The sequence below is a fragment of the Melioribacteraceae bacterium genome (assembly GCA_035362835.1).
In the GTDB taxonomy this organism is placed as follows: domain Bacteria; phylum Bacteroidota; class Ignavibacteria; order Ignavibacteriales; family Melioribacteraceae; genus DSXH01.
Map to the genome: position 1 here is coordinate 671,798 of DAOSDY010000002.1, position 25,238 is coordinate 697,035.

At 39.2% G+C, this 25,238-nt stretch carries 23 protein-coding genes; 1 reads left to right on the forward strand and 22 read right to left on the reverse strand.

Going from position 1 to position 25,238, the window contains the following annotated elements; all coding sequences use genetic code 11:
* The 22 genes from trpS to PLZ15_10320 form a co-directional block, all read right to left on the reverse strand.
* The gene (gene trpS, locus PLZ15_10215) at window positions 1-987 is read right to left on the reverse strand and encodes a tryptophan--tRNA ligase (GenBank protein HOI30118.1); all 987 of its coding nucleotides are present in this window, start codon (window positions 985-987) and stop codon (window positions 1-3) included.
* Window positions 988-1,057: 70 nt separating this feature from the next.
* Entirely contained in the window at window positions 1,058-1,261 is a 204-nt protein-coding gene (locus PLZ15_10220; GenBank protein HOI30119.1) for an HNH endonuclease, read from the reverse strand.
* A gap of 649 nt (window positions 1,262-1,910) precedes the next feature.
* Window positions 1,911-3,005 (reverse strand): tRNA 2-thiouridine(34) synthase MnmA, encoded by a 1,095-nt coding sequence (mnmA, locus tag PLZ15_10225; GenBank protein ID HOI30120.1) that lies wholly within the window; start codon window positions 3,003-3,005, stop codon window positions 1,911-1,913.
* 172 nt (window positions 3,006-3,177) lie between these two features.
* Complete coding sequence (locus tag PLZ15_10230) at window positions 3,178-5,850, reverse strand: PAS domain S-box protein (GenBank protein HOI30121.1); 2,673 nt, start codon at window positions 5,848-5,850, stop codon at window positions 3,178-3,180.
* A gap of 371 nt (window positions 5,851-6,221) precedes the next feature.
* Complete coding sequence (acpS, locus tag PLZ15_10235; protein ID HOI30122.1) at window positions 6,222-6,602, reverse strand: holo-ACP synthase; 381 nt, start codon at window positions 6,600-6,602, stop codon at window positions 6,222-6,224.
* A complete protein-coding gene (gene ggt, locus PLZ15_10240; protein HOI30123.1) occupies window positions 6,603-8,300 on the reverse strand; it encodes a gamma-glutamyltransferase in 1,698 nt (565 codons plus the stop codon).
* A complete protein-coding gene (locus PLZ15_10245; GenBank protein ID HOI30124.1) occupies window positions 8,278-9,192 on the reverse strand; it encodes an MlaD family protein in 915 nt (304 codons plus the stop codon). Before PLZ15_10245 ends, ggt begins: the two co-directional genes overlap by 23 nt.
* Window positions 9,164-9,541: a hypothetical protein gene (locus PLZ15_10250; protein HOI30125.1), complete on the reverse strand. Its 378-nt coding sequence runs from the start codon at window positions 9,539-9,541 to the stop codon at window positions 9,164-9,166. The genes PLZ15_10245 and PLZ15_10250 overlap by 29 nt, the downstream gene beginning before the upstream one ends.
* Before the next feature lie 9 nt (window positions 9,542-9,550).
* Window positions 9,551-10,831 (reverse strand): hemolysin family protein, encoded by a 1,281-nt coding sequence (locus tag PLZ15_10255; protein ID HOI30126.1) that lies wholly within the window; start codon window positions 10,829-10,831, stop codon window positions 9,551-9,553.
* 31 nt (window positions 10,832-10,862) lie between these two features.
* Window positions 10,863-11,282 (reverse strand): single-stranded DNA-binding protein, encoded by a 420-nt coding sequence (gene ssb / locus PLZ15_10260; GenBank protein ID HOI30127.1) that lies wholly within the window; start codon window positions 11,280-11,282, stop codon window positions 10,863-10,865.
* 150 nt (window positions 11,283-11,432) lie between these two features.
* Window positions 11,433-11,906 carry an SPOR domain-containing protein gene (locus PLZ15_10265; GenBank protein HOI30128.1) on the reverse strand — a complete coding sequence of 158 codons (474 nt, stop codon included), beginning with the start codon at window positions 11,904-11,906 and terminating at the stop codon, window positions 11,433-11,435.
* A gap of 115 nt (window positions 11,907-12,021) precedes the next feature.
* Window positions 12,022-13,293, reverse strand: coding sequence for an outer membrane protein transport protein (locus PLZ15_10270; protein ID HOI30129.1), 1,272 nt, complete (start codon window positions 13,291-13,293; stop codon window positions 12,022-12,024).
* Between the two features lie 72 nt (window positions 13,294-13,365).
* Window positions 13,366-13,866, reverse strand: coding sequence for a hypothetical protein (locus tag PLZ15_10275; protein ID HOI30130.1), 501 nt, complete (start codon window positions 13,864-13,866; stop codon window positions 13,366-13,368).
* The gene (locus PLZ15_10280; protein ID HOI30131.1) at window positions 13,859-15,355 is read right to left on the reverse strand and encodes an acetyl-CoA carboxylase biotin carboxylase subunit; all 1,497 of its coding nucleotides are present in this window, start codon (window positions 15,353-15,355) and stop codon (window positions 13,859-13,861) included. The genes PLZ15_10275 and PLZ15_10280 overlap by 8 nt, the downstream gene beginning before the upstream one ends.
* 1 nt (window position 15,356) lies before the next feature.
* Complete coding sequence (locus PLZ15_10285; protein ID HOI30132.1) at window positions 15,357-17,702, reverse strand: endonuclease MutS2; 2,346 nt, start codon at window positions 17,700-17,702, stop codon at window positions 15,357-15,359.
* A gap of 8 nt (window positions 17,703-17,710) precedes the next feature.
* Complete coding sequence (locus PLZ15_10290; protein HOI30133.1) at window positions 17,711-18,256, reverse strand: CvpA family protein; 546 nt, start codon at window positions 18,254-18,256, stop codon at window positions 17,711-17,713.
* Complete coding sequence (locus PLZ15_10295; GenBank protein ID HOI30134.1) at window positions 18,253-18,705, reverse strand: GatB/YqeY domain-containing protein; 453 nt, start codon at window positions 18,703-18,705, stop codon at window positions 18,253-18,255. The genes PLZ15_10290 and PLZ15_10295 overlap by 4 nt, the downstream gene beginning before the upstream one ends.
* A 67-nt stretch (window positions 18,706-18,772) precedes the next feature.
* Entirely contained in the window at window positions 18,773-19,186 is a 414-nt protein-coding gene (locus PLZ15_10300; protein ID HOI30135.1) for a biopolymer transporter ExbD, read from the reverse strand.
* 15 nt (window positions 19,187-19,201) lie between these two features.
* On the reverse strand, window positions 19,202-19,747 hold the full coding sequence (locus tag PLZ15_10305) for a biopolymer transporter ExbD (GenBank protein ID HOI30136.1): 546 nt from the start codon (window positions 19,745-19,747) through the stop codon (window positions 19,202-19,204).
* Between the two features lie 15 nt (window positions 19,748-19,762).
* Window positions 19,763-20,446, reverse strand: a complete 684-nt coding sequence (locus PLZ15_10310; GenBank protein HOI30137.1) for a MotA/TolQ/ExbB proton channel family protein — start codon at window positions 20,444-20,446, stop codon at window positions 19,763-19,765.
* A 117-nt stretch (window positions 20,447-20,563) separates the two neighbouring features.
* A complete protein-coding gene (locus PLZ15_10315; protein HOI30138.1) occupies window positions 20,564-21,256 on the reverse strand; it encodes an SDR family oxidoreductase in 693 nt (230 codons plus the stop codon).
* Between the two features lie 5 nt (window positions 21,257-21,261).
* Window positions 21,262-22,299, reverse strand: a complete 1,038-nt coding sequence (locus PLZ15_10320) for an endonuclease/exonuclease/phosphatase family protein (protein ID HOI30139.1) — start codon at window positions 22,297-22,299, stop codon at window positions 21,262-21,264.
* 79 nt (window positions 22,300-22,378) lie between these two features.
* On the opposite strand from PLZ15_10320, the gene polA reads away from it, so the two are divergent.
* Window positions 22,379-25,171 (forward strand): DNA polymerase I, encoded by a 2,793-nt coding sequence (gene polA / locus PLZ15_10325; protein ID HOI30140.1) that lies wholly within the window; start codon window positions 22,379-22,381, stop codon window positions 25,169-25,171.
* Window positions 25,172-25,238 lie beyond the last annotated feature (67 nt).

The following is a 25,238-nucleotide window of genomic DNA, read 5'->3' on the forward strand; positions in this document are numbered from 1 at the left end:
TTACCCCAATTTCATCATTAAGTGGACTTCTTGCATCGTTTCCGAAGCCAGTTTCTTTGCTTTGGCTTCACCATCATGCAAAATATCTAAAACTTTATTCAAGTCCTTTTCGTAACTCTTTCTTTTTTCAAGAATTGGGTAAAGTATTGAATTTATTTTTGAAGCACATTTCATCTTACAAGCCACACAACCTAGAGCACCGCTACGGCAATCAGTTTCAATTTCCTTTGTCTCTTCGGGATTGAATTTCTTATGATATGTAAAAACAAGACAAATTTCCGGACGGCCGGGATCATTCTTTCTTACCTTCAAAGGATCGGTTACGGCTTTTCTCAATTTTTGATTTACTGTATCAGCGTCATCCGAAAGGAAAATCGTGTTCCCGAGAGATTTACTCATTCTTTTTCCATCAAGACCGGGCAGCCTGGCAAATTGTGTGATTTTACCTTCAGGTTCGGGAAATACGGGAGCTTCCGGAGCATACTGCTGATTAAATCTTCTGGCTATCTCTCTGGTTATTTCAATGTGCGGTAATTGATCCTCTCCAACAGGTACAACCTCTCCCTTGTAAAGCAGAATATCTACAGCCTGAAGCACCGGATAACCTAGATGGCCAAATATTAGGTTCTCAATATTAAGGTCGCGAACCTGTTCCTTAAGCGTAGGATTACGCTCAAGTCGGGCTTTTGTAATAAGCATTGAAAAAATAAGGAACAATTCAGTGTGTTCCTTAATCTGCGACTGCCGGAACATTGGGGCCTTTTCCGGATCCAGTCCGGCCGAAAGCCAGTCTATTACCATCTCAATCGTATTATTATATATCTCATCCGTCGATAAATCCGTCGTTAATACGTGATAATCGGCTACGAGGTGGTAACTTTCGTATTGGTCCTGTAACTCGATCCAGTTTTCTAAGGCACCGACATAATTGCCGAGATGTAACCTGCCTGTCGGCCGCATTCCGCTTAAAATTCGCTTTTTAGACATAATTCTTGAGAATATTTGTTATCATAAAATTGAACGGACAAAAATAATGAAAAAAAAGGAGAATTACGCTTTAATGAAAAAGATATGGTTTCCAGGTTTCGTCCATCCTTCCTGCCGAACTCTTGATGAACATTATATGGTTTGGAGTATAAGGTCTGATCCGGAGTTGCAGATTGGCTTCGTCCGGGGTTCTGTCCCCTTTCCTGTTATTGCAAGGAAGGCAGGCAGCAACGAGATTATCCCAGCTCTCATCGCCCCCTTTCGATTTTGGAATTACATGGTCGATCGTTAACGGGAGATCCCCTCTGCCGCAATAAGCGCAACGGTGACCGTCTCTCTTCAGAATATTTCTGCGTGTTAAAATTATTTTTTTGTAAGGGACTCGTATAAAATCATTTAAACGGACAACCGTAGGCCAGGGGAAAGAATTTCTAACCGAGTGGATTTTCTTGCGTTGATTATCGGCGATAAGTTCTGCTTTCCCGAGAAAGATGAGAATGACTGCTTTTTTTACGTTGCAAATCGTAAGCGGTTCGTAACTCTGATTGAGAAGAAGGACTTTAGCATTGAGCGTACCATTTGTGCTAAATTTCCGTTCGAAGACTTACCTCCGGCAAAAGAAATTATTTTACTTAAGTGTTTTATGATTGATCCCTTTCAATCAGGGGCAAATATCGTAATTAATTTTAAATAATAAAAGTTATTTATTTGGATTGACCGGGTGAGAAGTGCTTATGTTTCATTCGGAATTATGAATCATAGTGACATGAATTTAACAATTCGTTACGGACAGATATTTAATTGCAATTCTTTTACATAAAGATACTGATTGATATCAGTAAGACAACGCGCCTGTTGTCAGTCCGGACTTTTGCGTTAATCTCCAGTGCTATCGTAAAATAAAGTCAAGGAGGATTGTGCGGTTATTTCTTGATTACGCCGCCTGCTAGGACGTAGCCAAGTTCATCATAGAGGACAAGTGACTGACCCGGTGTTACAGCGTTTTTAGGCTCATCAAACTTAATTGTAATTGATGACTGGCCTGCCTCAATCACTTCCGCTTTCGATGCTCTATCGGAATAGCGGATCTTTCCGAATACTATTTCACCCTTCTTCAGCTCACTTTTACTCACATAATTTACATCATCTGCTGTGACAGTCGCTTCCAGCAGTTCCTCTTTATCACCGATTTCAATTATACCCTTATCGGTATTGATCTCTTTAACATAGACGGGTTTACCGAGCGCGACATTCAGACCCCGGCGCTGACCGACAGTATAGAACGGAATCCCCTTATGCCTCCCCACCTTTTCGCCGTGATAGATGAAATCGCCCTGCTCAACTTTCTCAATAACATCCGGAATTCTTTCTCTGAGGAACCTTTCGTAATTGTCATCCGCGACAAAGCAGATCTCCTGACTGTCTGGTTTTTTAGCCGTCTTCAATTTAAAATCCTCTGCAAGCTGGCGTACTTCATCTTTTGTAAGGTGTCCTAACGGAAAGAGAGTGCGGCTTAAACTCTCCTGTGTAAGTCCCCACAATGCATATGTCTGGTCTTTCCGGTTATCCATCGAGTATCTTAGAGTGTGACGGTTGGAAGTACTATTATAGTCAACCATTGCATAGTGCCCGGTGGCAACATATTTGGCATCGAGCGAATCAGCCTTTTTAAGAAGCTCTTCCCATTTAATTTTCCTGTTGCAAACCACGCACGGATTAGGTGTCCGGCCGTGGAGATATTCATCCACAAAATTCTCAATTACAGCTTCTTCAAACGCTTTTGTAAAGTCGACAGTATAATGAGGGAATCCCAGGTTAGTTGCAACATTCTTAGCGTCGAAAATTGCATCTAACGAGCAGCATCCCGATTCATGTTTTGGGGCTCCGCCTACTTCCATGAATCCCCATGTTTTCATTGTAATACCTATTACTTCGTAACCCTGATTTCTCAGCAGTGCTGCGGCTACGGAGGAATCTACTCCGCCGCTCATTGCCACTATTACACGTTTATCGTTCAAATATTATCCTTTCAGGACTATTAGTCTATTTTGCAACAACAAATATATGGAATTAGTTTAGTTTGATAAAACAGGGGGATTTTTATGATTATCCTGAATAAATCTCTGACTAATTTAAGTTTTATCTCAGAGTTTACAGCCATATAAGAAATTCTGTAATGCTTCTATCCTATTAAACAACCTTTGATTGCGGCAAAGTAAATGAAAATGTAGTTCCCTTCCCCTCTGCACTTTCAACCTTAATTGACCCGCCGTTTTTTTCAATCATTTCTTTGCAGATCAGCAATCCTAATCCGGTTCCTTTCTCTTCATTTGTTCCTTTAGTTGTGAAATGATTATTAAAGCTGAATAGTTTCTTTAGGTTATCCTCTTTGATTCCAACACCGCTATCCATTACAGATATTTTAACAAATTCATTTTCTTCAACGGCAGAAAGTGTGATAGATCCGCCCGAATAACTGTACTTAATTGCATTAGAAATTAAATTTCTCATTATGGTTTCAAACATATCCCTGTCAACAAGAATACTAAGTTTCTCTTCAATCTCAAGTTTTAGATTTATTCCCTTTGAACGGGCAATGTTTATTTGAATATCGATAAACTGTGCGATCTCTTCAATTATATTAGCCGGTTCCGGTTTGAATTTTATAGTGTCGGACTGCAGCCTCGACCAGTCAAGCAGATTATTCAACAATCTCAATGTACCATTAGATATGTTCGATATCCGTCTTATGAATTCAAGTTTTTCTTCCTCAGCCAACTCTTTATAATTATCATCTAAGAATTGCGAGTAGCCTAGCAGTGCCTGAAATGGGCTTTTAAGGTCGTGTGCGATTATCGAAAACAGTCTGTCTTTCATACTGTTAAGGGACTTTAATTCATCGGCATTCTCTTTTATCTGGAGTTCGAATATTTTCCTTTCTGTAATATCCTGCACAAAACCGATCGACTTTGTAAGATTTCCTTTTTCATTATACTGGTGAATGCACTTTTCAAATAAGTATCGGAGCTCACCGGAATCTTTCTTGTATATTCTATGCTCAATCTGATAAGGGATGTTTTTATTTTCCAATGATTTTTTAAATAGCTCGTCAACGGAATGCCTGTCATCCGGATGGATCAACTCAATAAATTTATCGTAGCTGGGAGTGAACTTACCGGCTTCTACACCAAGAACCCTGAAAGTCTCCTCGGACCAGGTAAGTTTTTTATCGGCATGATCCAGTTCCCAGCTCCCTACCTTAGCCATCTCCTGCGATCTTTTTACAACAAGGTCGTTATTCCTCAGTTCCTCCTCTATCCGCTTTACTTCAGTAATGTCATGAACCAGAGAATAAACTGAATTCAATTTACCATTCGGGTCGATATAAGCGGAATTGTACCATTCACAGGTTATTACAGATCCGTCCTTTCGGTAATTCTTGTTGATATTAATATTACTCGTTTTTGTATTCTCTATCATATCCTGCGAGAGTGTATCAACTTTCTTAACATCCTCTTCATAAACCCATTTAAAATCGCCGATTCTTTTGCCGATAACCTCCTCAGCTTTCCAGCCGAACATATCTTCAGCGCGTCTGGACCATTTAATTATTTCGTAATTGCTTCCGAATTCTATTGTTGCAAGTGGAGTATTTTCTATGTGAAAATTCAAATGATTTAAGGAATGACTTAGTTTCGACTCGATCAATTTTCTATCTGTTATATCGAGAAGATGAACTAGGTAACCGCTTATCTTACCGTGAGAATTGAACCATGGATTTATCAGGCAGTTGAAGTAATACCTTCCCGTTTTAATCGTCTTATATATTTTTTTATCCTGTACAATATCGAAGTCATACTCAAAATCATAATTTACCTGCTGACCGGTCTTTAAGAGGATGCGTGCTTCCCCGGGTAAATTCGGGTCGTCATACAAATAGAAACCTGAAACTTCATCCCTGTTGACAATACCGAACAGATCCAGAGCAGCCTGATTAATCTCCAGAAGTCTTGCGTTCTGATCGTACAATTCCATTGGGACAGGCGATTGAGAAAAAATGCTTTTGAATTTCTCCGCGCTGACGAATAATTCATTTTCAATCTTTTTCTTTTCGGAAATATCCGCTCCTGAAATAACTGAGCCGATTATTTTGCCGAGACGGTTCCTGACCGGAGAATAATTGAATTTAGCAAACCATGTCTCGCCAGTTTCCTTATTACGGAGCGTAAATTCTTCTTCGCTTCCCGATATGCCGCTCAATGCCCGTTTGGCAGGTGAATCTTCGTACGAAACTAAATTGTTCTCTCTATCATATACTTCGAAATATTTCATGAAACCGTCTAGCGGGATATTCGATATCTCTTTTCTGCTCAACCTGCTGAATCGAACGAAAGCATCGTTGTATGCAATTATATTATTTTTATTATCTGTAACTATAATTGCATCTGAAAGGCTTGAGAATACTGCTTCTATCAGGTCACTCCCTTTAACCGTTTCATGTTCGGGACTTTTTAATTCATTTGTATCGCGCAGGATGAATAGGATAGAATCATTTCCTGAATTACCTGAAAAAAGGATGGATGATATTGCCGATTCAAATATCTTACCGTTCAGCCTTAAAAACCGTAATTTGCCGTTCGCCTTCCCCTCTTTCTTTGTCTCCTCAAGAATTATATTCATACGGTTATCAGAGGGGTCCATAATTCCCTTAATTCCTAACAGACATAATTCAGCTTCGGGCAGGCCGAATAAAATGGATGCCTGCTTATTTGCAGAAATAATTTCTCCCCCGATAGAAGATACTATAATGGAATCCGAGCAGTGATCCCATGCCAATCGAAATGCCGCTGAATTATTTTCCACCACGCACTCCTCAAAATGGATAGTTGTAATATTAGAAATACTCTTTCGGTTGGCTTCTGCAACTGCATCTACATCTATTGCTTATACTGCTTGCTGTGATTGTAAAAGTATTTTACAATTCTGAACTATTTATATGTAGTAACCGTAAATACAAACAGGGAACACTTTAATTTAATCTACTTTTACTTGTATGATTTTTTTAAAAATTCGGCTGGTTTACAATTTAATGTAAGAATTTTAGTCTCATAAATCACCAAAATAATTGAATGATTTCTTGTTCAATGATTCTATTCACAAAATTGAATAATAGCAGGTGAGGAGATTTCTTACCCGGTTATTTCAGGGTTTAAGTATTGGATTATGAAATGATATTATTTTTTTAATGAATACAGAATTGCAACACTGGTAACGTAATTTTCTGAGTGGCTCATAGATATCTTAAGGTCTTTACCATGATTCAGGTAATCCTTAAGTGAACCGTAAAACTTTACTTTTGGAAGTCCGTTCTTCTCGTTAAAAATCTCTATCTCCTGCCAGCTGTAGACTTCGGCGGAATCGCATGAAAGGGCTTTGTAGATTGCTTCTTTAGCCGCAAAACGGGCAGCAAGGTGCTGATACTTATTTTTCTTGGTAAGGCAGTACTCCAGTTCAAGAGCAGTGTATATTTTATTCAAAAAGCGTTCGCCGAAGCGGTCAACGCTCTTCTTAATTCTTTTGATCTCTATTATGTCTATTCCAACGCCGAGTACCATTTACTCTCCCGAAGCTTTTCCAAATGCGCGCGGATCCGAGGCGCCGTAAAAAGTATTTTTATCAGCATCGATAATTATCCCCTCCATCCTGCCTAATGATTTCAACGTTCCAAATTTATGACCTTTAACAGTCAATATCTCCTTAACTTCTTCCGAAATACTTCCCTTTTCATAATAGATTTCATCAGGAAGCCATTGATGATGAATACGGGGACTTTCGATAGCTTCGTAAATATTCATTTTAAAATCGATTACGTTTATAATTACCTGAAGAACCTGCGTAATAATTGTAGAACCGCCGGGTGAACCGATTACCATAAACGGCTTACCTTCTTTCAGTACAATCGTAGGCGTCATAGAGCTTAACATTCGTTTACGAGGCTGTATCGAATTGGCATAGCTCCCAATAAGACCGTATTGATTAGGTGCTCCGGGTTTGCTGCTAAAATCATCCATCTCATTATTTAGAAGGAATCCGAGTCCGTCTACAACCATTCTGTTTCCATATGCGCTGTTCAGCGTGTAGGTGGTGCTGACCGCATTTCCGTATTTATCGGCAACTGAATAATGGGTTGTCTCTTCACTCTCATGGTATTTTAACTTAGAAGGAGCTATCAATTCGGACGGTAAAGCATTCTCCAAAATTGAATTAGCGATATTAGCTCCGTACTTTTTAGATGTAAGGAATTCTACAGGAACCGGATAGAAATCCGGGTCTCCTAAATGAACTGAGCGGTCGGCATAGACTCTTTTCAGTGTTTCTGTCAGCAGGTGATAGTAACGGCCGCTTTGAAAAGTCAGTGAATCGAGACTAAAGTTTTCCAGAGTATTCAAGGATTGAATAAGGCATACTCCTCCGGATGATGGAGGGCCCATAGAAATGATTTTGTGTCCCCTGTAAGTTCCGGCAACAGGTTCACGCTCAATTGTTCTGTATATTTCAAAATCCTTTAATGTAAAGATTCCGCCGTATTTATCTGATTCCTCAATGAACTTAGCTGCAATTTCTTTTTTATAAAATCCTTCTATTCCGTTTTCTTTTATATAGTTAAGTGTTTTAGCTAAATCCTTTTGGACAAACAGATCACCCTCTGAGTATTTATTCCCCTCCTTTGTAAATATCTTTGCGGAGGGTTCATAATTTAGATATTCATCATGATAATAATTGATCGACTCAGCCATATCCTTCGTTAAAACAAAACCTTTTTCAGCCAGATCTATTGCAGGTTGAATTACCTCGGCAAGCGTCATGGTCCCGTATTTTTCCAGCGCTGTTATAAATCCGTGGACTGTTCCGGGGACACCGGCAGATCTCCAGCCGAGCTGACTATTCTTTGGATCGTAATTGCCGGCACTGTCCAGGTACATCGTTTCGAAAGCAGCAAGCGGAGCAGTCTCCCGGAAATCCAATGTTGTACTCTTCCCGCCGGCAGTATGAATAACCATAAACCCGCCCCCGCCGATATTCCCCGCGGTTGGGTAAGTAACAGCCATAGCAAAACCGGCGGCCACTGCCGCGTCGATCGCATTTCCGCCTCTGTTTAATATCATTGCGCCTACATCGGTTGCCGGCGGACTTGCGGTAACAACCATTCCGTTTTTTGAGACAGCGGGTTTACCTTCCGCCAGAAGAAGATAAGATGAAATGAAGAATAGTAGAGTTGTAATCAGGATTTTAGAAGAGATCGATATTCGCATCAACCTTTATTCCCTCTTTTTGAAGCTGCTCGAGAAGTAACCTTGTCAGCTCCTTCAGATTTGTTAGGGAGGATTTTAAGTCGTCTACCAGTGTAGTATCGTTTATCAGTCGGCCTATATTATTCCGGCTGCTGTTAGTTTCATCGATTAATTTATTTACTTTGGAAATAAGAATACGGGAATCATCGAGTGTATTTTTAAGTGATGAAATCGTGCTGCTTAGTGAATCCTTATTTGTTTCTATAAACTTATTCAGGGATTCTGTCAGTTCTATTCCGGAATTAAGGAGAGAATTTATTTCGGACCGGTTTTCAGAGATCAGAATATTCAGATTCTCGGTTAGTTTTGTAAGGTTAGCCAGGGATAGTTTAAGGTCGTTGTTGAATTGTGAATCTGTAAGAGTTGTATTAAGGCTGGAAAGAGTGATTTTAACTTCTCTTATAACATCTACTAGATCCTTTTCAACCGAACCGAATACAGCCATTGCGGAGGCCACATCCCCGAGGAATAGACCGTTTTGTATTAACGAAAGGTTAAGATCATTTTCCGAAGCTCCGGGATCCACTTCAACTTTCTTTCCGCCCATCAGGTCAAGCATCATAATGTGAAACTTTGCGTCCTCTTTCAACTCGATATCGGAATCAATATTTATTTTTACCAGAACATTATTCTTCTCAATCTTCATATCGTCTACAAATCCTTTGCGTACTCCATTAATCGTAACAGGATCGCCTATTTCCAGTCCGGCGACAGAACTGAATTTAACCGTAAGCTCTTTTCTCTGCGCGTTAACGTTTATGTTTTTTGCCCAGCCGAAGACCCAGATTATTATAATTAATCCGAGCAAAACGGTAATGCCAACTCTAATTTCCGATTTCCGCTGATCCTTCATTTCCTTTTACCATGTTTTTAAGAGCAATAAATTCAACAGAATCAATTCTGCCGTCGTGAATAAAATACCTTGTCTGATCAATCAGATCCCCGAACTTATTCATACTTGTTTCAAAATTCCCTTTTTTAAAGAATCCGATATTATCATGGAGCAATGATTTTAACGAGTCCTGGTATACCGATTTTTCAAGGGAACTGATCTTTTCATCCATTTCTTTAAGGGCAACTTCAAATATTTTTTCCTTCCCGATTCCTGATATCTCCGGCCAGTATTGCCTGTAGAGGTAGAGTCCTACTCCTATGATAATCGTAAAAAGAGTAATTCCGGTAAGAAAACAGCCTTTTTTCATTAACCTATTCTAGGATGAAATTCTTTCTACAAGAACCTTGTTGATTCTTTTGTTGATTACTTCTTTGACGGTAAATTTATAGTTATTATAAGTAAAATGAAAACCTTGAGCCGGAATAATACCCGCATGATTGAAGATAAAACCGCCTACAGTATCGTAGTCGTCGTTTTCTGAAGCTAAATCCTGCTCAAGCAGTTCGTTCAACTCAAATATTGATACTTTTCCGAGAACCATATAAGAGTTTTCGCTAAGCTTAATAATTTCCTTCTCTTCACGGTCGTACTCGTCACGGATATCGCCGACAATTTCTTCAATAACATCTTCAAGGGAAATTAAACCGGCAGTGCCGCCGTATTCGTCAACTACTATCCCGAGGTGCATTTTTTTATCCTGGAAATCGTGAAGCAGGTCGTTAATCAATTTGGTTTCAGGTACGAACATTGCATCTCTCGCAATTTTCCGTAATGACAAAGTCTTCCTAAGTTCCGGGTTTCTTAGATAAGGAAGAAGGTCCTTAGCATAAATTATCCCTGCAATATTATCAAGGTTATTATCGTACAGAGGAATACGGCTATGCCCTGAATCCGTTATAACATTCATCAGTTCCTCGAAACCGGTATCAATAGAAACAGCAACAATATCAACTCTCGGAGTCATAACCTCGCGGGCTGTTACATTCTTAAAATCGACAATACTCTGAATAATTTCATTCTCCCCTTCTTCGAACGTCCCTTTCTCGGCACCGAATTCAGCTAGCTCCGAAATTTCTGTTTCCTTAAGAGCCGTTTTAGTCTTATCGGATTTAATTCTGGAAGTAACAAAACGGAGGATGTCTGTTATGATTTTTGCTATCGGATAGAAAATTATACTTATCCAGTAAAGAGGGATTGCTACTAATTTTGCGAATTGCACCGGAAAACGGTTCGCCCATAACTTGGGTGTAATTTCACCAATAAAAAGTATTATGGCGGTTAAAATTATTATCTGTAGAAAAAGAGCCACTTCCTTCGAAATATTAAGAGAAGCAGCCGCATCGAGCGCAATCAGGACTGCGATAATCGATGCAGAGATATTGACGATTGTATTGCCGAGGAGAATTGTTACAAGAAGACGCCTTGGATTTTCGAGCAGAACCTGAATATAGCTGCCAACAATCCTGTGGGATTTCTTAAGTTCGCGAATCTTCTTTTTATCAAGTGAAAAGAGGGCTACCTCAGATCCCGAGAAGAAGGCTGAAAGTATTAATGAAATTACAAGTAACGCTGATCTAACTATCCAGTCCGGGTCCAACTAAATGTTATCCTATCTTGTTCAACAAAATTTAGAACGGAAGATCATCATCTTCATTCGGGGCAGAAGGAGCTGCGATATCGTACGAGCTTCTTTCGGATGCCTGTTCACCGTTCGATTCCCTTCCTTCCAGCGGAATCAGTTTTTCCGAGATAATTTCAGAAATATACTTCTTTACTCCGTCCTTATCGGTATAATCCCTTTTCGAAATTCTCCCCTCAACATAAAACTTTTTCCCTTTTTTAAGCGCTTCTTTGTAAAAATCGGGAAGACTGTAGGCAACTACATTGTGCCATGTAGTCTCATTCACCCAATTGCCGTCCCGGCCTTTATATCCGCGCGAGGTTGCAATTGAGAATGTTGAAACAGACGTATTATTCGTCGTAAAACGATGCTCGGCATCATTACCCAGATTTCCTATAAGCATAACTTTATTTAGTGAGAATGCCAAATGATTCACCTTTTATTGTTTTTAATTGCCGGTTAAAGATTATAATTATTCGTTGAAATTGCAACAAATTATTTTCTTTACATTTTTAGATTATTGAACTAGTCACTTTTCAGCTTATTAAATGAACAAATCAATGATACAATTCTTTCTCTATTGTTCCGTCACAATGAATGCGTCTTTGAAAACGGGAATTTTCCAGATTGTATTCCTTACACTTTCAGCCTCTACCCTTTCCTTAAACGGCGAAAGATGAACCGTGTAAAGTTTATTTGGACCTTTTTGTGTAAGATTCATAAGGAAAGAGATCTTAGACTGGTTTTCGATTATAAACTGTTCAGCCCTCTCTCTTGTGGAAAAGGCGCCCAGCTGAATGATATATTTAACTTCAGCAGGTACTATTTCTTTTTCTGCAGGAATAACAGTCGTATCAACTATTGCCTTTGCAGTAGAATCTGACATAACTTTTTCAGCAGCTTCAGGTTCGGATTTAACCGTATCAATTTTTTCCACATCATCAAAAACATAAAAATCCGGTTCCCTGTTTTCCTGCGTTGTTTCAGTTGATGCAGTACACCCGATTATTAAACTGAACAGTAGAATTAAAAGTGCTGATCTTAATTCCATTCAAATCTCAAAATATTATTAGTGACAGGCTAAATTTAGTCAAATTATTTCAGAACTATAAAAAAAATCCCGCCTCCCTTTTTCAGACAGGCGGGAAAAATAAGGTATAGAGCTGTTATAAATTGAATCCCAGATTAAATCCGAACAGATTTGTTGAATTCTCATACTTTCCGTTAAACGGAATCTTTGAGTCGGCAACATCTTCAGTAAATGAGATATACTGATAAGCTGCGTCGAATCTGATATTCTTTGTAATCTGGTATCCGAAACCAACTGTAAATTCGTTACGGTTTGAACCCGGTAATGACGGATCCATATAAGTTGTAGGAATCGGTGATCCGTCGTAAACATAACCGGCACGCAGTGCAAGGTCGCCTAAACGGTACTCGCCGCCTATTTTCAAGCCGAATGTGTTGTTCCATCTCTTAGGCGAAATAAGGTCGCCCCATACAGCTGTGTTTTTTTCGAAATCTGCTTCTAATTGATTGTAACTTTCCCAACCGACAAACATAAGGTCTGTATTAACTGTAATATCCTTTGTCGGATTGACAGAAACTCCAAATCTCATATCCCAGGGCATTGTAAGCTTAGATTGACCTCTTCCATCAGGGAATAAGTCAGCATGACCGATCGGGAAACCTGTAGGCTTTGCCGGTAGACCTGTAAAAGTAAGGTCGCCGGAGAAGTATAATGTAGCTTCACTTCTGAAATTAAATCCGAAAGAAATCCAATCAAGCGGAGTAATAAGAACACCTAAGTTATAAGCAAGAGCAGGATCTCCGTTTGCTTCAAGATTAATTTTTACGTTAGATACAGCCGGTAAATTTACACCCGGTGCAAGCGGAATCGGCGGAATATCTGCTGCCTGAAGGAACTGAACTGAAGAAACAATGTAGGAAATTCCGGCGCCGATTGAGAGGAAATCATTTACTTTGTATGCGATTGTGGGTGTGATATAGAAAGTTTTTAAATCTGTTTTTACTGCAAGTCTCTTGCCGATCCAGGTTTCGGGATATTCCGAACCTAATCCGTAAGGATTATTTACTCCTAATCCGATCGTAATTCCGTTATCAAGTGCGTATGCTGCGTAAAAATTTATAGGTGTAAATGTTTTTTCAACAGTGGATGTTGTAGTAGTTAACGGAGATGGCCCGGTAAAATCAACAGTCGGCATAATAAGGGTAGTACCCATAACTAAATTGAAACCCTTGATATTTGACAAACCGGCAGGGTTGAAGTAGATAGCTGAAGCATCTGGTACCATTCCAACGAATGCGCTTCCCATTCCCATTGCTCTGGCATTTTGTGTACCGGTCTGGAATCCTCCTGCAAAAAGACTGGTAGAAACAAGTGAACATACTACAAGTACTTGTAATAATTTCTTCACACAACCTCCTATTATTGTTTGAAAATTCGTGGAAAATATAGCTATTTGTTTGTTAAAAGCAAATAAGTTTTATTATTCGATTGTCATGATAATCGCATCTTTTTCTACCGATTCCCCTTCCTTAACTAAGACCGATTTAACCGTACCGTCGGACAATGACCTGAGTTCGTTCTCCATCTTCATAGCTTCAAGTATTACGAGCGGTTCTCCGATCTTAACTGTATCTCCAACATTCTTTTTTATTTTGAGAACCAAACCGGGCATCGGCGCTTTAAAATCGGCTTTGTGCTGACCTTTCATTTTGTTACGCATAAGTTCTGTAGCATGTTCCTCAAGCTTCGTCCTCACAGTTGTATCGAAGTACCATCCTTCAAGTAATAATCCGAACCTTCCGTCATCAAGTTTTGTACATGCGATCTCATACGGTTTTTCGTCAATCTTAAGGAGAAATGCGCAATTATTTATTTGCGAAAGCTCAGCTGATACAATTCTGCCGTTAATTTCAATTTTATCCACTGAAAGGACTTTAATAGTAATCTTCTTATTATTTAGAGTGACTACAAATTCATTCATAAAGCTGTCCGGTCCATTTATTGGATGAGGGCAAGTCGTTCTTATTTGTAGTTACAGATGTGTTTTTGTTCTTTAATAGGACAGCCATTATAGAAGCTACTTCCTCGAATTCACCCGATGATTCATCTTTCCATTTATCCGGAACAAGAGGCATAAATTCATTTTCAATAAAATTAATATCGAATGTACCGTCAAGAAATGTCTTCTGTTTAAGAACCCAGTTGAATGCAGGTATATTTGTAATTACACCGCTAATCTGATATTCCTTAAGAGCCCTGTTCATTCTGGAGATTGCTTCCTCCCTTGTCCTGCCCCATGTGGTAACCTTGGATAGTAACGGGTCGTAAAAGATAGAAACATCACTCCGTAAATCAATCCCTCGATCGATGCGTGTACCGGGTCCAGATGTCAGACGGTGATGAATAATCTTGCCTGTAGAAGGGGCAAAATTGTTGTCAACATCCTCAGCATAAACACGGCATTCAATTGCGTGCCCGTTAATTTTCAGGTCATCCTGATCAATCTCAAGTTTATGTCCGGCAGCTACTTTAATCTGAAGTTTTACTAGGTCGATACCGGTTATCATTTCTGTTACAGGATGTTCGACCTGAAGGCGCGTATTCATTTCCAGAAAGTAGAAATTCTTCTCCTTATCCATAAGGAACTCAATGGTTCCGGCGTTGTAATAACCGCACGCTTTTGCGGCATTAACAGCCGCTGCTGTTATTTTAGAGCGGGTTACATCATCAACAAATATAGACGGCGCTTCTTCAATTACTTTCTGATGCCTTCTCTGAACCGAACATTCCCTCTCAAAAAGGTGAATATAATTTCCGTGCTTGTCGCCAAATATCTGAACCTCAATATGCTTTGGATTCAAGATTAATTTCTCGATGTAGATTTCAGATTTGCCGAAAGCTTTAAGTGATTCATTCTGCGCACGGTTAAACGACTCTTCAAATTCCTTATCGTTAAATACTTTTCTCATTCCTTTGCCGCCGCCGCCGGCTGCTGCTTTCAGCATTACCGGATAACCGATCTCACCGGCAACCCTTATCCCTTCTTCAAAGCTCTTAAGCGGTTCAGTTGTACCGGGAACGATAGGTACATTGTGGATTTTCATCAGATGGCGCGCAGATGTCTTCTCACCCATCATCTCAACGGATTTTGAAGAAGGTCCTATAAATGTAATTCCTGCTTCTTCAACCATTCTTATGAATTGAGAATTTTCTGATAGGAATCCGTATCCCGGATGAATTGCTTCAACGCCGGTTTTTTTACAAAGTGCAATTATCTTTTCTTTGTTCAGATACGATTCATTTGCTGGCGGCGGACCAATTAGGTGTGCTTCATCGGAAACTCTTACATGAAGCGAGTTTCTATCGGCTTCGGAGTAGATTGCGACTGTTTTAATATTCAGCTCGCGGCATGCTTTTATAACTCTTACCGCAATCTCTCCCCTGTTAGCAATCAGGATTTTCTTAAACATATTATTTGAACTCAACTATTGTAATTCCGTCACCGCCGCTTTCAATATTGGCAAAATAAAAATATTTTACAAATTTATAATTCTTTAATGTCCCCTGTACAAGTTGTTTTAACGCGCCCGTTCCTTTACCGTGAAGTATTTCAACACGGTCGTATCCGTTCATATTTGCGGCATCAAGGAATTTAAGGATTTCAAGTTCGGCTTCGTCTATACGCTTACCTCTGATATCGAGCCGGTAATTCTGATCGCTTATAATGTCGTGCTTGAAATATTTTGCTTCTTCAAAGTCTTTCTTTTTGGCCGGTACAAGATCGGAATACCGTGCTTTTATTTTCAACGACCCGATAGTTAAAACTGCTTTATCCTTCTCAATATTAATTTCATCAATAACACCTGCTGAATTGGTATCTCTAATTGAAGCATAATCGCCGGTTTTAAGCTTGACTTTAACGGTACTCTCAACCTTTTCTTTTTTGAAAACTTTTTCCGCGTCCGATTTCAGTGTATTTATAACTTCTTTCTCTTTTTTCACAACATCTTTTCTAGCATTCGATTCGCGGATATTTTTTACGGCGTTTTCAATCTTCTTGTTTATATCCTTTAGATAGATTTCAGCTTTCTCGCGGGTTTCCTGGAGTATCTCCTTCTTCTGTTTTTCAAGCTTGTCTACTTTCTCCTGATAGAGATTTGTCAATCCTTTCAAACGCGAATTCTCAATTTCCAGGCGCTTAAGCTGATCCCTCAAGTCCTTCGACTTTATTTCAAGATTGGCAAGGAAATCCTCGATCTTCGACTTATCCTTATCGAGATAGGTTTTAGAAAGATTAATAAAATCGACGTCAAACCCGATTCTTCCGGCAACTTCGAATGCGTAACTCGAACCCGGTATTCCCTGGTTAAACCTGTATGTCGGTTTTAAATTATCCGTATCAAATTCCATCGAAGCATTCTGGAATTTATCGAGCTGATTAGCAAGTATCTTTAGTGAACCGTGATGAGTTGTTGCAAGAACCTTTGCTCCTTTATCTCTTAAAGTAACAAGAAATCCGGTTGCAATAGCCGAACCTTCTGTAGGATCTGTACCTGTTCCAACTTCATCGAGAAGAACAAGAACCTTACTGCCTGAGTGATCGATTATATTTTTAATATTAGTAAGGTGAGAACTGAAAGTTGAAAGATCATCTTCAATCGATTGCGCGTCTCCGATATCGACTAGAACATTATTAAAAAAGTGGAGATTGGAATCGGGATGAATAGGGACTGGAATTCCCGATTGAGCGAGAAGCACGACAAGGCCCATTGTTTTAAGTGTTACAGTTTTTCCGCCTGCGTTAGGCCCCGTAATAAGGATTACCGCTTCCTCCTGCATCTTTATATTCAATGGAATTGTAGCTGTGAAACCGAGTTTTTTCAGAAGGATCGGGTGACGTGCTTCAATTAATTCCACTGCGCGTCTTTCATCGAATGTTGGTATAGCACCGATTATTTCGAGAGAATACTTTGCACGTGCGAAGATTGAATCGAGTTCCGATATGGCAGATAGAGAGGTTTTAAGTTCACTGCTTACTCCGCCGATTTTCTCAGTCAGGTTTTTAAGTATCTTCTCTATTTCTCTCTTCTCAGCAAAGGTTAGAGATAGAATTTCATTGTTCAGTTCGAGAGTCTCTGCCGGTTCTATATACACAGTCTGCCCAGTAGCCGATTCCGAGTGAACAAATCCCCTCACATGCCGTTTGTGTTCAGCTTTCACCGGAAGAACTATTCTGCCGTCTCTTAACGTTATATATTCTTCCTGAACAAGATAGGAGTCGCTAAGCTGCTTCAGCATTCCATTAACCATCTTACGGAGTTGCGTCTCTTTGTCCCGTATATCATTCCGGATCTCTCTTAAGCGTGGTGTGGCATCATCTTTTATTTCGCCGCTTTCTGTAAAGACTTTGGAAATCTGATGCTCAAACACTTTATCTACAAAGAGAGATTCTCTTAATTCGGAAAGGAGTTCTACTTCGCTGCCGTGAGACTTTAGATACTGAAAGAGTTTGCGAGAGGTCTCAGCAAGCTTTAATACTTCCAGAATATTACGAGCCGCTAAAACAGTTCCTTCAATCCGCGAGCGTGAGAGTGTTTCATTCAGATCGGGAAGATAATCGAGTGGAGGAATTTCATTTTTTATCAGAATTTCCTTCGCTTCATTTACACGTTTTCCGTCTTTTACTGCCTCTTTAACATCACTGTAAGGTCGAAGAAAGCTGATTTTCTCTTTACCGTTTTCTGTTATACAGTACTTACTTATATAGCCGGTTACTTTGCTAAACTCAAGTTTTTCGAGTGTTTCAGTTGAGATCATAATATTAACTAATTTAGTGAATCGACAGGGGGAGTTGAAATTTTATCTTTATCTTCGATTATACTTTTTATAAAGTCGGATGCCTTGGCGCGATGACCGATTATAAGGTCGATGGACGAAGGTATAAGATTGTAAATATGATTGTATAGCAGAGAATCTGATGCGGTTTTTTTATCCGGGAAACTGAATATGTTAAGGAATAAAAACATGCCGCTAAGGAAGAATATTATTTGAACAGTTCCAATAAGCCCGCCGACGAACTGATTCAAAAATTTATTGAGCTTATCAACAGGGTGAACAATTCTTTTAATTATTGAGGCAACCAGAATTGTAACAAGGAAAATAATTATCCCGGCTACAACAGTTGAAAAGTATTCATCTCTATTGAATATCGGATTAAGAAGCTGCCCGAAATTGTCAGAGAATTCGAAAGCAAAAGCTATCGCGGCAATTAATCCGATCAATCCGATAATCTTCCGGATAAGTCCATCCTTGAAGCCCAGGAGGAATCCTATAACCGCAGCAATAAATATTACTATATCGATGTAGTTCAATTACCACTCAGAAGTTTTTCAACTATTTCTTTTATAATTTTTCCGTCGGCTCTTCCTTTTAAATTTTTTGCTGCGGCTGGCATCAGCTTAGGAAAATCCTCCTTCGCAGTTGCACCGATTTCAGAAGCTAACTTTTTAATCTCTTCTGCTACTTCTTCATAAGAAAGCTGCTTGGGCAGGAACTCTTCAATAATTTTCAATTCCTTCATTTCCTTTTCTGCAAGCTCCGTTCTCCCGGCATTCTGAAACTGTTCAATCGATTCCTTCCTCTTCTTTGCAGATGTAGTTAATAATCTTATCTCGTCATCAGCAGTCATTTCCTTTCCGGATCCGCTTTTTTCGAATTCAAGAATTAGTGCCCGAATAGACCGGATTGTCTCAAGCCTTATTTTATCACCCGACTTCATCGAGTCTTTAAGTTCCTGATTGATTTTTTCTTTAAGATTCATTTTTAACCTCAAAAAAAAAGGTAGGCCATTATTCAATAACCTACCTTCAATTGATGAAATATTAGATTTATATCTTAAGCAGAGTTGAATAGTTGATTCTTAAACAGGAAGCTTTTCTTAATTCCTGCTGAATATCCGTAACTACTCCCATTTGAGAACTCTTGTCGATACGGAGCGAAACGATAACATTCGGAAGTGCAACTCTTTTAGCATACATAATCTTCTGAATTTCATTAATCTGAGTAAGGCTGTCGTTAACCTGAATTCTACCATCCTGACCCACCCAGATATACGATACTAATCTTTTATTCTCTATTTTTTCGATCGCCTTGGCTTCAGGCAAGCGGAAACTGACCAGAACGTCAACTTCTCTTAGAGTTGTAGTAACCATAAAGAACAAAAGAAGCATAAATACAATATCCGGTAAGGAGGCAGTTGGAATACTCTGCTTTGTACTGGCTCTCTTTTTTTCAAATTTCATTCTAATTCCTCTAAATTATTTTTTTATAGCCTCAGGTTCAGCTATACTGATTGTAATTGGAATCTTATCTCTTATCTCTTTCATTTCTTCACTTCTTTCATCTATATCTACAAATCGTCTCCCTAATCTGGTAATAGAGTATTCAGATCTAACCTGAAAATAAGCGTCTTTAATTTGATCAAGTGCCTGAACATACAGATTGTAATCGGTTTTACGATCAACTTTAACTGAGACAACCAGTTTTTTGTTAGCGGGTTGATCAATCTTACTTTCAATTCTTGGTTTCAGTGTTTTGGATATCTGAGGGATAGCAATAATTTCATTATTTAATAGTACGTCTCCGTTCTCATTAATCAGCACAGCTGCAAGACGGTCTTTTGAAATAGGAACCAGTTCCTGTTGCTCGGGAGGAGTAAATTCAGGAAGTGTAAGACCGATACCGGTATCCACATCGATAACAGTTGAGACCAGAAAGAATAGAAGAAGCAAGAATGAAATATCCGCCATAGAACTGGTAGGAATTTCTGCATCCGGCAATTTCTTCTTTTTAAGTGTAATCATTTTTTAATCTCTGTGTTATTTCTTCATTTCGTAAAGTGCGTCAATTAATTCGATGGAGCTTTCTTCCATATCAGCAACTATTCTGTCAATTCTTGAAACGAAATAGTTGTAGAATGTTTGAAGAATCATAGCAACAATAAGACCGAAAAGAGTTGTAAGAAGAGCAACAGAGATACCGCCAGCAACGATAGAAGGAGAAATCTGAGCAGCTTCTTTAATAGCGTCGAATGCCTGGATCATACCTTGAACTGTTCCTGTAAATCCGAGCATAGGTGCCAGAGAGATGAAAAGTGAGATCCAGATCAATCCTCTCTCAAGGAATCCCATTTCAATTGCGCCGTAAGCCATGATAGCTTTTTCAGCAGCTTCCAGACCTTCGTCTGCTCTGAGAAGACCGGCATGAAATACAGAAGCAGCAGAACCTCTCGTATTTTCACATAATTTTATTGCTTCCTGAACACCGCCTTTTGATAATGCGTCTTTTACCTGAACAACAAATTTCTTGGTGTTCATTGTTGCGCGTGTTAATGTCCAGAATCTCTCGATTGTGAACCCAAGCCCGATTACTAGACATGCCAGGATTGGCCACATGAAGCCGCCGCCTTCAATGAATTTCTGCTGCAAATAACCAATTGCGCTTTGGTCCTGGACTTGTGCTAAAACTAATGATACTATTCCGGTTATCTCTGCGAGTTGCATAAGAAAAAGCCTCCGATATTGTTATTAATTAAAAAAATATGTCAAAAGTTATAAATTCTTCGAAAAAGATGTGGGTAACATTAAATAAATGAGCTAAAAAAGTCAATAAATAATTTTTTACTCTTTTTTATTAAATCCTCTTTTTAGCTTGTCCGGCATTACTATTATTTCACCAGTCTCATTATTGGGGCTCTTGAAAAAGAATTCCGCCTTTTTACAGATTTCAACCGGCTTTACGAGCAGCGACTTGTTCTTAATCCATTCCCGGTTTTCCTCCGAATCGATTGCATAGGGTGCAATTGCATTTGCCCTTATATTGAATGGAGATCCTTCCAGCGCAAGAATTCCTGTTAAAAAATTAATACTGTTTTTAGAAATGCCGTAGGAGCCTTTTCTTTTCTCCGGATAGATTCCGCTTAAAGCGCTTATTAAACAGATAGCTCCCCCCTTTCCCGTTCTGCATAAACTGAAAAAATATTTAGAAATTAGAAAAGACGTTTTAAGGTTTAGTTTGAGCATCCGGTTTAGTTCTGACATTGTTGTATCTTCAATACTCTTTCCGCCGGTGTATCCGCCTACAGTATTTAATAAACAATAATAATTTTCTTCTGAAGTTTCTATTTTTGAAAATACTGCGCGGACATTTTTTTCGACTGACAGGTCACCCGCGATAATACGGTTTTTGTTTTTTGGACCGGAATCATCTTTAGAAATAAAATAAAATTTATGGTAATGCTGCTTCGAAAAATATTCAACTGCATGAGATCCTAGATGCCCTGTAGAGCCAAACAATAAGAATATTAAATTCATTTCTGTTACTTGTCTGTTAAAATAAATTTTGCGCCTACCGGGAAATGGTCGCTGTACCCACCCAGATACCTTGAGCCGGAATATGTGGGAAGCGGCCCGCCTTGCCGTTCTCCTTCCTTTATAACCATAAAATCCGGTTTAATTACTTCATAGGAATCGCATAAATAGTCAATCCCCTTCTTATCGAACAGTGATCCGGAAATTATTATCTGGTCAATCATATTCCAGGTAGAACCGAATAAGTAAGATCCTTCATTCCTGGAAGCTTTTGTATATGCAAGGTTCAACAAATTATTATTCGATTCGCTGCAATTAAATTCTGAAGCGCCAAGTGTTTCTTGTATGGATTTATTATCCGGCTCGTCGTTAAAATCGCCCAAAAGAATAATCTTACTGCTCTTATCTTCAGAAAGTATTTTATCAACTAAATTTTTCAGTACCCGTGCAGCGGCTATTCTGTTTGGTTCCGATTTAACCTCTCCGCCCCTTCTCGAAGGCCAGTGATTTACAAATAAATGAATAATTGATTTTTCATTTTTATGCCGCAATGCGACATGAAGTATATATCTCGTAGGTGTTCCGGTAGGTATTTCAACCCGCAGAGTATCCAATTCTTCTATATCAAATACTTTCCGGTCGTAAAACAGGGCTACATCAATCCCCCTTTCGTCCGGCGAATCTCTGTGGGCAATAATGTAATCCCTGTGTTTAAAACGGTAAACAAGCCATTTAAGAACATTTAAATTTTCCACTTCCTGAAAAGCAATAATATCAGGGCCGCATCCGTCGTTCATGTGGTTTATAACTTTGGCAAGATTCGATATTTTGGTTTCGAACCGGTCGATTGTCCATTGACGGCTGCCTTCCGGAAGGAACTCTTCATCGTTTATGTTCGGATCATCTTTTGTATCGAATAAATTCTCAATATTCCATGATGCCACATAAAAACTCTTCCCGTGATTATCCACCTGGCAGTGTAATGTTGTAAAAGTGAATAGTAACAGAGTAATAGACATCATCAAAATTGTTTTATAATATCTCATAGAGTTTGTGGTTATTGTTATAATGAATAATTATTTTGGCTGAAGAATATACATAAATTATCGTAGAGCGTAAACAATCATGTCCGATAGAAAAAGGAAAAAATTCGTCATAATTGACGCAATGGCCTTAGCGTACAAAGGCTATTACGCGTTTATTTCAAGACCACTTACTACGGCTAAAGGAGAACCCACTTCCGCTGTATACGGCTTTATGAGTCAGCTCCTTAAAATAATTGAGGATACAAGACCCGACTACTTAGCCGTTGCATTCGACTCCAAAGAGAAAACTTTCAGGCATGAACGCTATGAAAACTACAAATCATCCCGTGAGGCAATGCCGGAAGATATGATTCCTCAGATACAGAGGATAAAAGAAATAATAGAGGCATTCAGAATTCCGCTCTATATTCTGCCCGGTTACGAAGCTGATGATCTGATAGGAACAGCATGCAAAAAAGCGGAAGCCTCCGGACTTGATTGCTATGCAATAACACCCGATAAGGATTATGTACAGCTTATAACACCAAATATTAAGGTAGTGAAACCTGGTAAGTCCACAGATGAAATAATAATTCTCGACGAAAAGAAAGTAAGGGAGGAATTGGGATTTGAGCCAAGGCAGATGATCGATTACCTTGCTCTAGTTGGTGATAGTTCCGATGATATACCCGGTGTAGCCGGTATCGGACCTAAAACAGCTCTACCGCTTATCCAGCGTTATAAAACTCTCGAAAATATTTATAAGAATATTGAAGAGATTGAGAAACAGAGTATCATCAATAAACTTAAGGAGAATAAAGAGAACGCATTCCTCTCGAAAGAACTCGCCACTATTCATACAGAGGTTCCTTTCGAGTTCAATTTGAATGATGCCATTTATGAAAAGCCCGATTTTGAGAAACTTATAAGGCTGCTCGGCGAGCTTGAGTTTAAATCATTCGTTACCAGAATCAAAAAACTTTTTACCGATGAGAAAGAAGAACCCGAAAAAGTTGAAATTGCAGAAGAACCTTTGCCTGAAGAGAATATCCAGGTATTCGAAAAGAATAAAGTAAAATATAAATTGATTACCGGAAGTAAAGAGGCCGCGGAATTGGCCGGACAATTACTGAGCTCCGATAAATTTGTTTTCGATACTGAAACCGATTCTCTCAACACACTTGATGTTAATCTGGCCGGCTGCGCTTTTTCAATTAAACCGAAAGAAGCATTTTTTGTGGCGGTTAACCCATCACGCGAATCAGCAGGATTATTTTCGGCCGACCTTTCCGAAAGATTGCCTGTAGAGCAATTCATAAAAATATTCAGACCTGTATTCGAAAGTGAAAATGTTAAAAAGATTTGTCAGAACGGTAAATATGATATTTCCGTATTAAGGCATTACGGCGTAACCGTAAATAATTTTTATTTCGATACAATGCTGGCGAGTTACGTAATTGACCCGGATCAGAAACACGGAATGGACGACCTCTCCGAAAAATATCTTAACTACAGGCCTATTCCCCTTCTGGATTTGATCGGCTCGAAGAAAACGCCGGAGAAAATTTTTGAAGTCGATCCCTCAAGATTATCCGATTACTCCTGTGAGGATGCCGATATAACATTCAGGCTTTATGAACTGATGAAACCGGTACTTAAAAAAGAAGGCCTTGAAAAAGTAGCTTACGAAATAGAATTCCCGCTAGCTCCTGTGCTTGAAGATATGGAGAGAACCGGAATAAGGATCGATACAAAAAGCCTGGAATTATTTTCAGAGGATCTTCAGGTGAAGCTGGATGAGTATTCTGAAAAAATTTATGGTTTTGCTGGTGAAACATTTAATATCAATTCAACACAGCAGCTTCAGAAAATATTATTTGAAAAGCTTAAACTTCCTCCTACAACAAAAACAAAAACCGGATATTCGACCGATGTACGCGCTCTCGAGTCGTTGAAAGGCTCTCACGAAATAATTGATATTATTATGGATTACCGGCAGGTAGCAAAGCTGAAATCTACATATGCCGATTCGTTACCGGAGCTTATAGAACCGGGTACAGGCAGAATCCATACTACTTACAATCAGACTGTGGCTTCAACCGGGAGGTTATCAAGCATCGATCCTAACCTTCAGAATATTCCGATACGAACGGAATTGGGAAAGGAGATCCGTAAAGCTTTTGTCGCAAGAGATAAGAATCATCTTATTCTAAGCGCCGATTACAGCCAGATAGAGCTTAGAATCATGGCCAGTATTTGCGGCGATCAGAATTTATTAGAAGCATTCCGTAATAACGAAGATATCCACCGGCGAACTGCTGCACTCGTCTTCAATGTAGACCCGGCCGATGTTAATCCCGACATGAGGAGAAAAGCAAAAGAGGTGAACTTCGGCATACTTTACGGGCTCGGCCCCTTCGGGTTGAAATCCCGTCTCGGTATCACTCAAACCGAAGCCAAGGCCATTATTGATAATTATTTTAATTCTTTTAAGAATGTTAGAAAGTTTATGACGGATTCTGTTAAAATGGCACAGAAAAAAGGTTTTGCCGAAACATTAACCGGCCGCAGAAGATTTCTGAAAAATATAAACAGCAACAACAGAATAATAAGACAGTTCGAGGAGCGTGTCGCTATTAATATGCCGATCCAGGGCACAGCCGCCGATATGATAAAACTGGCAATGATAAAAATCTATTCGGAGCTGAACAGACTTAAACTGAAGAGTAAAATGGTTCTTCAGGTACATGACGAACTTGTTTTCGATGCGCACAAAGACGAATTAGAAATCTTAATACCGCTGATTAAGAAATTGATGGAAGAGGCAATGCCGCTTGATGTACCGATTATAGTGGAAACAGGAACTGGAGAAAACTGGCTGGACGCTCACTAAGCATTTAAATGAGTATGATAATTTTTCGACTGATTTCTGACGACCAGAGCGGCAGTATATAATCCGA

What these genes read in the sequence shown, in the direction of transcription:
- trpS (HOI30118.1), bottom strand. Translation starts at nt 987, where the DNA reads ATGTCTAAAAAGCGAATTTTAAGCGGAATGCGGCCGACAGGCAGGTTA.
- acpS (HOI30122.1), bottom strand. Translation starts at nt 6,602, where the DNA reads ATGGTACTCGGCGTTGGAATAGACATAATAGAGATCAAAAGAATTAAG.
- ggt (HOI30123.1), bottom strand. Translation starts at nt 8,300, where the DNA reads ATGCGAATATCGATCTCTTCTAAAATCCTGATTACAACTCTACTATTC.
- PLZ15_10245 (HOI30124.1), bottom strand. Translation starts at nt 9,192, where the DNA reads ATGAAGGATCAGCGGAAATCGGAAATTAGAGTTGGCATTACCGTTTTG.
- PLZ15_10250 (HOI30125.1), bottom strand. Translation starts at nt 9,541, where the DNA reads ATGAAAAAAGGCTGTTTTCTTACCGGAATTACTCTTTTTACGATTATC.
- PLZ15_10265 (HOI30128.1), bottom strand. Translation starts at nt 11,906, where the DNA reads ATGGAATTAAGATCAGCACTTTTAATTCTACTGTTCAGTTTAATAATC.
- PLZ15_10275 (HOI30130.1), bottom strand. Translation starts at nt 13,866, where the DNA reads ATGAATGAATTTGTAGTCACTCTAAATAATAAGAAGATTACTATTAAA.
- PLZ15_10280 (HOI30131.1), bottom strand. Translation starts at nt 15,355, where the DNA reads ATGTTTAAGAAAATCCTGATTGCTAACAGGGGAGAGATTGCGGTAAGA.
- PLZ15_10285 (HOI30132.1), bottom strand. Translation starts at nt 17,702, where the DNA reads ATGATCTCAACTGAAACACTCGAAAAACTTGAGTTTAGCAAAGTAACC.
- PLZ15_10295 (HOI30134.1), bottom strand. Translation starts at nt 18,705, where the DNA reads ATGAATCTTAAAGAAAAAATCAATCAGGAACTTAAAGACTCGATGAAG.
- PLZ15_10300 (HOI30135.1), bottom strand. Translation starts at nt 19,186, where the DNA reads ATGAAATTTGAAAAAAAGAGAGCCAGTACAAAGCAGAGTATTCCAACT.
- PLZ15_10305 (HOI30136.1), bottom strand. Translation starts at nt 19,747, where the DNA reads ATGATTACACTTAAAAAGAAGAAATTGCCGGATGCAGAAATTCCTACC.
- PLZ15_10310 (HOI30137.1), bottom strand. Translation starts at nt 20,446, where the DNA reads ATGCAACTCGCAGAGATAACCGGAATAGTATCATTAGTTTTAGCACAA.
- PLZ15_10315 (HOI30138.1), bottom strand. Translation starts at nt 21,256, where the DNA reads ATGAATTTAATATTCTTATTGTTTGGCTCTACAGGGCATCTAGGATCT.
- PLZ15_10320 (HOI30139.1), bottom strand. Translation starts at nt 22,299, where the DNA reads ATGAGATATTATAAAACAATTTTGATGATGTCTATTACTCTGTTACTA.
- polA (HOI30140.1), top strand. Translation starts at nt 22,379, where the DNA reads ATGTCCGATAGAAAAAGGAAAAAATTCGTCATAATTGACGCAATGGCC.